Genomic DNA, 8,593 nt, shown 5'->3' with positions numbered 1-8,593 from the left:
CCGCCGGGGGTGCCGGTGGTGCGTTCGACCAGGGCATCGGCCATGAGCTGCCCGCGGCCCCTCGGGTCCCCGGCGGCGCGGAGGGTGTCGGCGTGCCCGGTGAGGGCCTTGTAGACGGCGACGCCGGCGGTCACGGGCAGCAGGGCGGTGAGGTGGCACATGGTGTCGGGGGCCGGGCGGAGGCTGACGTGCCGCTCGGTGGCGGCGTGCGCGGCGCGTTCGGTGACGGAGCGGGGGTCACGCCGGTACGCGGCGGTGCGGGCCGCGGCGATCAGGGACCGGTCACCGGCCCCGGCGAACGTCCCGGCGTCGGCGGCGAGGTCGGCGTCGACTGCGGCCCGGTCCGCGGCGCTCAGGCAGGCGGTTTCACGGATGAGCAGGGTGGCGCGCCATTCGTTCAGCTGCCCGGTTTCCAGGGCGGCGAGGGTGCGGGGTTGGGGCATCTCGGTGATCAGGGCTTTGGCCAGGCCCAGGAGCCGGCCGCCCCTGGCGGGAGATTCGTGCCGGGCCAGGGCGATCTGCGCGCCGATCCCGGCGCCGAGCTTCTCGGCCGGGACGCCGAGCCGGGCTTGTTCGCGGCGTTGGAGCAGGTCGAAGGCCACGGCGAGCCGGGCCTGTTCCGCGGACGCGGCGGATTTCCAGTCCTCCAGGTCCCGGAGCCGGTCAATGATCCCGGCACTGCCCGTGGCCATGCGCACGGAACCCAGCGGTCCGGCGGCCGCGCCGCTCCCGGCGCGGCCGAAGCCGGCGTCGCCGTGTCCTGCCGGAGCCACTTCGGGCCCCTGATTGCCGTCCATGAATCCAGTGTTTCAGGGACCCTCGACAATGATGGCCGCAGGGGTCCGCCCCGGGTGCCAACTGCCCGGCGGCGGCCAATTCGTTAGCGAATGATGGCGGCTGTCGGTGCGGAAGTCTTGGACGCAGTTGAGTATCCGGCCTTCCGGCCAGTTGCTCGTACGGCGTCCCCAGGGTGCCCCCGGTTCGTTGACGCACGACCAGTTGGGCAACGTGCCCGACCTGAGCGACGAGCCGTCGCCAGCGAGCCACCCCAAAGTGGAATACATCCCGGGACCGGGGGTAGCGTCAACGTATGACACCTGGACGTCCCGTACCCCCGCCCCTTGCCAAGCCGTTGCCGGATTTGGACACCACAGACACCAAATCCGCCACCGCGGACAGCGCCGCGCAGAACGCCGGCCCCACACTCGCTGCTGCGTACGGTGCCACCTCACCGGACAGCGGGCTTGTTCCCTTGACCGTGTCCCGACGGGCGCCGAAGGCGGACGACGTCGAGATCGCCGTTGAATTCTGCGGACTGTGCCACTCGGACGTGCACGCCACCCGGGGCGAATGGGGCGGCGACACCTACCCGTTGATCCCGGGCCACGAGATCGTCGGCCGGGTCACCCGGCTCGGTTCCGCCGTCGACGACTTCACGGTGGGTGAGCGCGTGGGCGTGGGCTGCATCGTGGACTCCTGCCGCGAGTGCGACAGCTGCCTGGACGGCCTCGAGCAGTATTGCGAAAACGCCGCGGTGGGAACCTACGGGGCGAAGGATGCCCGCAACGACGGCGCCATCACCCAGGGCGGGTATGCCACGTCGATCGTGGTGGACCGCCACTATGTCCTGCGGGTGCCGGAAGCACTGGACCCCGCCGCCGCGGCGCCCCTGCTGTGCGCCGGCATCACCACATATTCGCCCCTGAACCACTTCGAGGTCGAGGAAGGCGACGTCGTCGGCGTCGTCGGACTGGGCGGCCTCGGCCATATGGCCGTCAAGATCGCCAAGGCCATGGGCGCCGAGGTCAAGGTCTTCACGACGTCGGAGAACAAATTCGCCGCAGCGCGCGAGCTGGGCGCCGACGACGTCATCCTCTCCACCGACCCGGCCGCGATGGAAGCCGCGAACCGCAGCATCGACGTCATTATCGACACCGTCGCCGCACCGCACGACCTCAACCCCTACTTCCGCACGCTGGGCCTGGACGGTGTGCTGTTCCAGCTGGGCCTGCCCGCCGAAGCGATGCCGCCGGTCAACCCCGGGGCGCTGATCCGGCGCAGGATCGCCTATGCGGGTTCGCTGATCGGCGGCATCGCCGAGACGCAGGAGATGCTGGACTTCTGCGCCGAGCACGGCGTGGTGTCCGACGTTGAGGTGGTCGGCGCAGACCAGCTCAACGAAGCCTACGACCGCATGGTGGCAGGCGACGTCAAGTACCGTTTTGTCCTGGACGTCAGTACCCTGGGGTCCCCGGCAGAAAAGGCGGACGCATGAGCACTCTCTTCACCAAAATCATCAACGGCGAGATCCCGGGCCGCTTCGTCTGGCGCGAGGACGGCGTCGTGGCGTTCCTGACCATGGGCCCGCTGGCCGACGGCCACACCCTCGTGGTGCCCACCGAGGAAGTGGACCGCTGGACGGATGCCTCGCCCGAGGTCCTCGGCCGGGTCATGGAGGTTGCCCGCAAGATCGGCGCGGTCCAGGTGGAGGTGTTCGACGCCGCCCGGGCCGGGCTGATCGTGGCCGGCTACGAAATCAACCACATGCACGTCCACGTGTGGCCATCGAACTCAATGGCGGACTTTGATTTCGGCTCCGTGGACCAGCACCCGGATCCGGCCAGGCTGGACGCCAACGCGGAGAAGCTCCGCCAAGGCCTCCGCACGGCCGGCCACGCGGAGCACGTCCCGGCCGCCTAGGTCCCGCCCGGACAGGCCCGCCCGGACATTCCCGGCCGCCAGTGCTGGCGCCGGCGCAGCACCCTCAGGGGTCTACGCCGGCGCCAGCACTTTGTTAAGGGCGGCCCGGATACGCTTTTCGGACACCGAATAGGCGGTCCCGAGTTCGACGGCGAAGAGGCTCACCCGCAGTTCCTCGATCATCCAGCGCACGTGGGTTAACTCCGCGCCCGCCCGCCGCCCGGGCAGCAGCGCGGACACGGCGTCGTCGTAGTCGTCCTCCAGGGCCTGGACCGCGGCCATGTGCTGGGCGTCCCGCTGCACGTTGCCCGGCAGCTTCTCGAGGCGCTTTTCGATCGCCGCGAGGTAGCGGGGCAGCTGGCTGAGCTGGGCGTAGCCCGTGCGTGCCACGAAACCCGGATACACCAGCTGCTCGAGCTGGCTCTTGACGTCGTTGAGCGCGCTGATCAGGGCCAGGCTCGTGGTGCCCTTGAGCTGCTTTTCGATCCGGCGGGTGCTGGCCAGGATGCGTTCGACGACGGCGGTGACGGTGAAGACGGTGTCGATCAGCTCCGCCCGGACGCCCTCGTAGAGTGCCTTGAAGGAGGCCTCGTCCCACGGCAGCGGGGCCGGCGTGAGTTTGTCGATGGCGGCCAGGGCGCAGTCGGCGATCAGCGCGGCCACGGAACCATGCGGGTTCTGGCTGAACGTCAGTTTCTCGGTGTTGTTCAGGTGCTCCAGGACATAGCGGTCCGGCGGCGGCACTTTCAGGGCCAGGAGCCGGATGACCCCGCCGCGCATGGCTTCCTGCTGTTCCGACGGCGTCTGGAACAGCCGCAGCGCCACGGACGTTCCCTCATCCACCAGGGCCGGATAGCCGGTGACGGTGTGCCCGCCAACGGTTCCCTGGACCTGGCGTTGGACGGTTCCAAAGGTCCAGTCCTTGAGCCCGGACATTTCGGTGAACCCGCCCGGCGCCGCGGCTGCGGCAGCGGCCAGGGCGGCCGACGGGGACGTGCCGGCCCGTGATGAACGCGCGCCATCCTTGCCGTTCGCGCCGGCTTTCGCCTTCGCCGCGGCATTTCCCTTGGATTGGGGCGCCGTGGTGCCCGGGGTGGCACCGAGGGATTCCGCGATGGCCCGGCGGGTGGCCGGGGCCAGCCGCTCCTGCAGCGCGTTCAGGTCCTTGCCCTCATCCAGCAACTTGCCGCGGGAATCCACCACGCGGAAGCTGACCCGCAAATGCGACGGGACGGCGTCCCAGTTCCAGGAGCCCGGCGGAATGACCTGTCCGCGGATCCGGCGCAGCACCAGTTCCAGCGACGGTTCGAGCTCGTCCGTGGCGGGATCGAAGTCAGCTTCCAGTGCCGCGACGGCCTGGCGGGCCACGTCCGGGGCAGGAACGAAGTTCTTGCGGATCTGCTTGGGCAGCGACTTGATGAGCGCCGTGACGAGTTCCACGCGCTGCCCGGGGATCAGCCAGCGGAACGCGGCGTCGTCGAGCTGGTTCAGGAACAGCACCGGGACCTCGGCGGTGACGCCGTCGGATGGATTTGGCGGCGAACCGGGCGCGACGGGGTGGAACTCGTAGCTCAGCGGCAGCTCGAAGCCCTTGTGCAACAAGGTCTTGGGATAGGCCGAATCGTCCAGGGCCGCGGCGTCCTCGCTGATCAGCAGGGACTGGTCGAAGTCGAGCAGCGTGGGATCCTGCTGCCGTGCGTCCTTCCACCACTTGTCGAAGTGCCGCTCCGAGACGACCTCCGCGCCGATCCGGGCGTCGTAGAACTCGAAGAGTGTCTCGTCGTCCACCAGGATGTCCCGGCGCCGCATCCGGGCCTCGAGTTCCTCGACTTCGTGCAGCAGCGCGCGGTTGCGGTGGAAGAACTTGTGGTGGGTCTGCCAGTCGCCTTCAACCAGGGCATGGCGGATGAAGAGCTCACGGCAGAGCTCCGGATCCACCTTGCCGTAGTTGATCCGCCGGCTCGGGATGATGGGCACGCCGTACAGCGTGACCTTTTCGTGGGCCATCACCGCGCCCATCTTCTTGGACCAGTGCGGCTCGCTGTAGCTGCGCTTGACCAGGTCGGGGGCCACCTGTTCGGCCCAGAGCGGATCGAACTTCGCCGCGACGCGGGCCCAGAGCCGGCTCGTCTCCACGAGCTCGGCGGCCATCACGAACGTGGGTGACTTCTTGAACAGTGCCGAACCCGGGAAAATCGCGAAGCGGCTGCCGCGGGCGCCGGCGTACTCGCGCTTGCGCTCGTCGAGGATGCCGACGTGGCTCAGCAGCCCCGAGAGCAGGCTGATGTGGATGCCGTCGTGGTTGCCCACCGGATCGGCAAGGCGCTTGTTGTCCAGGCTGATGCCCAGCGGGCGGGCCAGCTGGCGGAGCTGGGCGAACAGGTCCTGCCACTCCCTGACTCGCAGGTAGTTGATGAATTCGTTGCGGCAGAGCCGGCGGAACGCCGTGGAGGACAGTTCTTGCTGCTTCTCCTGCAGGTAGTTCCACAGGTTCAGGTAACCGGTGAAATCCGAGTTCTCGTCCCGGAAGCGGGCGTGCTTCTCCGCGGCGAGCTGCTGCTTGTCTGTTGGACGCTCGCGCGGGTCCTGGATGGTCAGCGCTGCGGCCAGGATCATGACCTCCCGGACGCAGCCCCGCTTTCCGGACTCCACGATCATCCGGCCGAGCCTGGGGTCCACCGGCAGCTGGGCCAGCTGCTGTCCGACGGCGGTGAGCCCGCTTCCGGGATGGCCGGAACCGCGGCGCTGCCCGCCGTCGCGCTGCCCGCCGTCGTCCGTTGGCTCCTGCCGCGCGGCGGTCAGGGCGCCGAGCTCGCGCAGGAGACTAACGCCGTCGTTGATGGCGCGCGAATCCGGCGGCTCGACGAACGGGAAGTTCTCCACGTCCTTCGGTCCGCGGGCCACGCCCATGGCGGTCATCTGCAGGATGACCGCCGCGAGGTTGGTGCGCAGGATCTCCGGATCCGTGAACAGCGGCCGCGACTCGAAGTCCTCCTCGGAGTACAGCCGGATCGCGATACCGTCGGAAACGCGGCCGCAGCGGCCCGAGCGCTGGTTGGCCGAAGCCTGGGAGACGCGCTCAATCGGCAGGCGCTGGACCTTGGTCCGGTGCGAGTAGCGCGAGATCCGGGCCGTGCCGGTGTCGATCACGTACTTGATGCCGGGGACCGTCAGCGAGGTTTCGGCGACGTTGGTGGCAAGTACGATCCGGCGCTTGCTGCCGGGGTGGAAAACCTTGTGCTGCTCCTGCAGGCTCAACCGGGCGAAGAGGGGAAGGACCTCGGTGCCCGCGAGGCGCCGGTTGGACTGGATGCGGGCGTTGAGGGCCTCCGCCGCGTCGCGGATTTCGCGCTCGCCGGAGAAGAAGATCAGGATGTCGCCGTGGGCTTCCAGGGCGAGCTCGTCGACGGCGTCGCACACCGCATCGAGCGGGTCGCGGTCCTCCTCGAGTTCGTCGTCCGCGGCGGCACCTTCGCCGGCTCCATCTTCGGCGCTGGCGCCGGTGCCGCCGGCCGGCTGGGAAAGCGGCCGGTAGCGGATTTCCACCGGGAAGGTCCGGCCCGACACCTCGATGATGGGGGAGGGCTCCTCGTCGCTGCCGAAGTGCTTGGCGAAGCGCTCCGGATCGATGGTGGCCGAGGTGATGATGATCTTCAGGTCCGGGCGCTGCGGCAGGATGCGCTTGAGGTAGCCGAGGATGAAGTCGATGTTGAGGCTGCGCTCGTGCGCCTCGTCAATGATGATGGCGTTGTACTTGCGCAGCAGCCTGTCGCGCTGGATCTCCGCCAGCAGGATGCCGTCGGTCATGAGTTTGACCTTGGTGGACCGGCTGACCTCGCCGGTGAAGCGGACCTGGAAACCGACTTCCTGGCCGATTTCGACGCCGAGTTCCTCCGCGATGCGCTCGGCCACGGTGCGGGCCGCGAGACGGCGGGGCTGGGTGTGGCCGATCAGCCCGTTCTCGCCCAGGCCGAGCTCGAGGCACATCTTGGGGATCTGGGTGGTCTTACCCGAGCCGGTCTCGCCGGCGATGATGGTCACCTGGTTGGCCGCGATGGCGGCCATAAGATCTTCGCGGCGCTCGGAGACCGGCAGCTCGGCGGGGTAGGAAATATGCAATGTCATGGCTGGAGACAGTCTACTGGGGTGGACTGTCCGCTGGGGTGGCGGCGGCTGTGCGGTCCTACTATCGGGTCCGGCTGCTGCGGCCGGGCTGTTCCGTTGCTGCTTCAGGCCCGGCGCATAGTGTGGGCCCGGCTTGATGGGCCGGGCCCGATGGGCGTGTGGGCAAAACGTGCGCGGACTTAGAAGTTCCGCAGGGTGTAGTTGACGCTCGGCAGGTCCCGGGCCATCCAGTACTCTTCCGAGCGGACGGGCGGGGTGTGACCGAGGCCGTCCTTCCGCAGGGCGGAGATGGTGGCTGCGAGGCCGGCGATGATCAGGACGATGACGGCGATTCCGAGGAGTTCCATACCTCTATGGTTCTCCGGTCCAAGAACTAAAAGAAGTGGCAGAAATGCCCAAAAAGCTATAATTTCTGCCACTGTTCTGTCAGGATGAAATCATGATCAAATCAGTGGCAATGATCGTGGTTCCCAACTTCTCGATCTTCGAGTTCGCGACGGCTTTCGAGGTCTTCGGCATCGACCGCTCGGACCGCGGAAACGGCGTGCCCGCGTTCGATTTCCGCGTCTGCGCGCCCGAGCCGGGCGACGTCCCGCTCAAGTCCGGCCTGTCCATGCACGTCGGTCTCGGGCTGGAAACAACTGCCGACGCCGACCTGGTGGTGATGGCGCCGTACGGCCGGGACGAGGACGTTCCCGAATCCGTCCTGGAGGCGCTGCGGGCGGCCCATGCCCGGGGCGCCTGGGTGATGTCCATTTGTTCCGGTGCCTTTGCCCTGGCCCGGGCAGGCCTGCTCGATGGCCGCCGATGCACCACGCACTGGCATTACTCCCAGGAACTGGCCAGCCGATACCCGGCCGTGCTGGTGGATGAAAATGTCCTCTACGTCGAGGACGGCCGGATCATCACGAGTGCCGGCACGGCCGCGGGGATCGATGCCTGCCTGCACCTGGTCCGCGTGGAGTTCGGCGCCAAGGTGGCCGCCGCCATCGCCCGGGACATGGTGGTCCCGCCGCACCGGGACGGCGGCCAGGCCCAATACATCGACCGGCCCATTCCGCAGTGCGGCTCGGAACCCATGGAGCAGCTGCTGCAGTGGATGGTCCGGCACCTGGACGAGGAACACGCGGTCAACGAGCTGGCGGCCAGGGTCCATATGTCGCCGCGGACATTTGCGCGGCGCTTCCGTGCGGAAACGGGGGCCACCCCGGCGGCCTGGCTCAATTCCCAACGGGTGCTCCGTGCCCAGGAGCTGCTGGAAACCACGGAGCTCAATATCGACGAAATCGCGAGGGAATCCGGCTTCGGACATTCGGTCCTGTTGCGGCACCACTTTACGAAGGCGCTGGACACCAGCCCGCAGTCCTACCGGCGCACTTTCCGCGGGCACCTGGCCACGGCGTAGCGGGCCCCGGCCCGGCAGGAGCGTCTAGGCAAAGCCCGGCGGCGCCGATTCCTCGGCCGCGGCCCGTGCGCATTCGACGAGGTCGCGCCACGGGCCCGTCAGTTCACGCTCGGGCAGGACCGCCCGCCGTTGATCGGCCCGGATGCTGTACATGAACCGGTCCGGCTGGCCGGATGTCCCGCTGGTCCCGGCGACGTCGTCCCAGGGGCAGGCCTCAATCAGCGGCTGCCACCGGTCGGTGTCCTCGGGCGGCTCGGGCCGGACGGTCCACGTCCTTTTCATTCCGGCCACGCCGCCACTGCGCTGGACAGTTATCTTCATCGGACTCGGACCTTCATCGGACTCGGATCTGCAGGGGCCTGG

Annotated in this window: 7 protein-coding genes; 3 read left to right on the top strand and 4 right to left on the bottom strand. The window is 68.5% G+C overall.

All coding sequences use genetic code 11. The features are described 5' to 3' along the window. On the bottom strand, positions 1-797 hold a 797-nt coding region (locus AC1DGD_RS16500), incomplete at its 3' end, for a 13E12 repeat family protein (RefSeq protein WP_476857532.1). Between the two features lie 293 nt (positions 798-1,090). Here AC1DGD_RS16500 and AC1DGD_RS16495 point away from each other — a divergent pair. Continuing rightward, positions 1,091-2,275: an NAD(P)-dependent alcohol dehydrogenase gene (locus tag AC1DGD_RS16495; protein ID WP_476857531.1), complete on the top strand. Its 1,185-nt coding sequence runs from the start codon at positions 1,091-1,093 to the stop codon at positions 2,273-2,275. Then, positions 2,272-2,700 (top strand): HIT family protein, encoded by a 429-nt coding sequence (locus AC1DGD_RS16490; RefSeq protein WP_476857530.1) that lies wholly within the window; start codon positions 2,272-2,274, stop codon positions 2,698-2,700. The genes AC1DGD_RS16495 and AC1DGD_RS16490 overlap by 4 nt, the downstream gene beginning before the upstream one ends. Before the next feature lie 72 nt (positions 2,701-2,772). Here the strand turns inward: AC1DGD_RS16490 and hrpA are convergent, their stop codons facing one another. Together hrpA and AC1DGD_RS16480 are read right to left on the bottom strand one after the other, a co-directional pair. After that, complete coding sequence (gene hrpA / locus AC1DGD_RS16485) at positions 2,773-6,825, bottom strand: ATP-dependent RNA helicase HrpA (protein WP_476857529.1); 4,053 nt, start codon at positions 6,823-6,825, stop codon at positions 2,773-2,775. Between the two features lie 179 nt (positions 6,826-7,004). Next, the gene (locus tag AC1DGD_RS16480) at positions 7,005-7,172 is read right to left on the bottom strand and encodes a hypothetical protein (protein WP_230007826.1); all 168 of its coding nucleotides are present in this window, start codon (positions 7,170-7,172) and stop codon (positions 7,005-7,007) included. A gap of 92 nt (positions 7,173-7,264) precedes the next feature. Between AC1DGD_RS16480 and AC1DGD_RS16475 the strand changes: the two genes are divergently transcribed. After that, positions 7,265-8,230, top strand: a complete 966-nt coding sequence (locus AC1DGD_RS16475) for a GlxA family transcriptional regulator (protein ID WP_476857528.1) — start codon at positions 7,265-7,267, stop codon at positions 8,228-8,230. A gap of 24 nt (positions 8,231-8,254) precedes the next feature. On the opposite strand, the gene AC1DGD_RS16470 is transcribed toward AC1DGD_RS16475, so the two are convergent. Further along, positions 8,255-8,551, bottom strand: coding sequence for a protealysin inhibitor emfourin (locus tag AC1DGD_RS16470; protein ID WP_230007827.1), 297 nt, complete (start codon positions 8,549-8,551; stop codon positions 8,255-8,257). Positions 8,552-8,593 lie beyond the last annotated feature (42 nt).

The organism is Arthrobacter sp. 05T45 (assembly GCF_056395875.1).
The sequence above is the reverse complement of the archived record's forward strand: the minus strand, read 5'-3'. Positions and strand labels throughout refer to the sequence as shown.

Excerpts from the sequence above, each read along its gene's own strand:
- AC1DGD_RS16490 (WP_476857530.1), top strand. The coding sequence starts at position 2,272 with ATGAGCACTCTCTTCACCAAAATCATCAACGGCGAGATCCCGGGCCGC.
- AC1DGD_RS16480 (WP_230007826.1), bottom strand. The coding sequence starts at position 7,172 with ATGGAACTCCTCGGAATCGCCGTCATCGTCCTGATCATCGCCGGCCTC.
- AC1DGD_RS16475 (WP_476857528.1), top strand. The coding sequence starts at position 7,265 with ATGATCAAATCAGTGGCAATGATCGTGGTTCCCAACTTCTCGATCTTC.
- AC1DGD_RS16495 (WP_476857531.1), top strand. The coding sequence starts at position 1,091 with ATGACACCTGGACGTCCCGTACCCCCGCCCCTTGCCAAGCCGTTGCCG.
- AC1DGD_RS16470 (WP_230007827.1), bottom strand. The coding sequence starts at position 8,551 with ATGAAGATAACTGTCCAGCGCAGTGGCGGCGTGGCCGGAATGAAAAGG.
- hrpA (WP_476857529.1), bottom strand. The coding sequence starts at position 6,825 with ATGACATTGCATATTTCCTACCCCGCCGAGCTGCCGGTCTCCGAGCGC.